At 59.3% G+C, this 1,264-nt stretch carries 3 protein-coding genes and 1 pseudogene; all 4 read left to right on the top strand.

The window, feature by feature from the left end:
• The coding region (locus BKH32_RS11315; protein ID WP_143222815.1) for a transposase at positions 1-281 on the top strand (281 nt) is incomplete at its 5' end.
• Positions 278-460 carry a hypothetical protein gene (locus tag BKH32_RS13340; protein WP_081376796.1) on the top strand — a complete coding sequence of 61 codons (183 nt, stop codon included), beginning with the start codon at positions 278-280 and terminating at the stop codon, positions 458-460. The genes BKH32_RS11315 and BKH32_RS13340, both read left to right, overlap by 4 nt.
• 28 nt (positions 461-488) lie before the next feature.
• Positions 489-959 (top strand): annotated as a pseudogene (locus BKH32_RS14795) (DDE-type integrase/transposase/recombinase); the annotation flags it as partial.
• Entirely contained in the window at positions 940-1,188 is a 249-nt protein-coding gene (locus BKH32_RS13330; RefSeq protein WP_343213305.1) for an integrase core domain-containing protein, read from the top strand. The pseudogene BKH32_RS14795 and the gene BKH32_RS13330, both read left to right, overlap by 20 nt.
• The last annotated feature ends 76 nt before the right edge of the window (positions 1,189-1,264 follow it).

The following is a 1,264-nucleotide window of genomic DNA, read 5'->3' as shown; positions in this document are numbered from 1 at the left end:
CAGCAGCGAAATACTCAGACGAGTTCAAGACCCAGGTGGTGCGTGAGGTGATCGAGAAGGACCGCACCATCTCCTCGGTGGCCGCCTCATACGACCTTGTAGCCCAAACGGTGGGTAACTGGGTCGCCAGGTACAGGAAAGAGCACGCCACCGATCAGGACCGCAAGAAGGCAGCCGAGTCAGCCGAGATAGCAAAACTCAAAGCGGAGGTTCGTGAGCTGCGTCAGGAGAACGAGTTCCTGAAAAAAGCAGCCGCCTTCTTCGCCAAGGAACGACCGTGACCGACCGCTACGAGGTCATCAACCGCGAAGAAGGCCACTATCCCATCTCCTCAATGTGCCGGTGGTCCAGGGTATCAAAATCAGGGTACTACTCCTGGCGCGACCGACCCCAGTCACAGACGGCCACCAGGAGGGAGGAACTGGCCATGATGATTAAGGACATTTTTGAGCGCTCGTGAGGGCACCTACGGTTACCGGCGAATCCAGGTGGTCCTGGAGCGGCGCGGGGCCCGGGCCGGCGGTTCCACGATCCGCTCCATCATGCGCGACCTGGGCCTGCAAGCCGCACAGCCACGGGCAAAAGTCCGAACCACCGTGCCGGCTAAGGACCTGGATGCGCGCCCGGACCTGCTCCGACGGGACTTCACCGCCGACGAACCTGGACGTAAGTGGTGCGGGGACATTCCCCCGCAAGCGGGAGGTGCCCCCTCCTACGTCAGGACGTGGGCCGGGTTTATCTATCTAGCGACCGTTCTGGACTGCTGTACTAAGAAGGTCGTGGGTTATGCGATGGCCGACCACATGCACACCTCCCTGGTGTGCCAGGCCATTGACATGGCGGCACGAAGGTGCCCGATCAAGAAGGGTGTGACGATCTTTCACTCCGACAGGGGGAGCCAGTACACATCCCAGAAGTTCCTGGATCACCTCAACTCCTATGGTATTCGTCCCTCGGTGGGGCGTACGGGAGTGTGCTGGGACAATGCTCGGGCTTCAGTCATTCAACGCTACGCTCAAGAACGAGAGAGTCCACCGGATGGTGTATCCCACGAAGGACAAGGCGATCAACGATATTGCCTCGTGGATCGAGCTGAGATACAATCATGTCCGTCTTCACTCAGCCCTAGGGTATCGCACCCCGAACGAGGCCGAAAGCGATTTCCTGGACCTGAAGAAGGCAGCCTGAAACACAAACAAGCACTGTCCGAAAAACCCCCAGCAGTCCAGCCCCTTAAAAGTCGACAATCGTGACACCGCACTCG

This window comes from Actinomyces oris (assembly GCF_001929375.1).
GTDB classification, from domain to species: Bacteria; Actinomycetota; Actinomycetes; order Actinomycetales; family Actinomycetaceae; genus Actinomyces; species Actinomyces oris_B.
The sequence above is the reverse complement of the archived record's forward strand: the minus strand, read 5'-3'. Positions and strand labels throughout refer to the sequence as shown.

Bases quoted from the DNA above. Each gene is read 5' to 3' on its own strand.
- BKH32_RS13330 (WP_343213305.1), top strand. From the start codon at position 940: ATGGTATTCGTCCCTCGGTGGGGCGTACGGGAGTGTGCTGGGACAATG.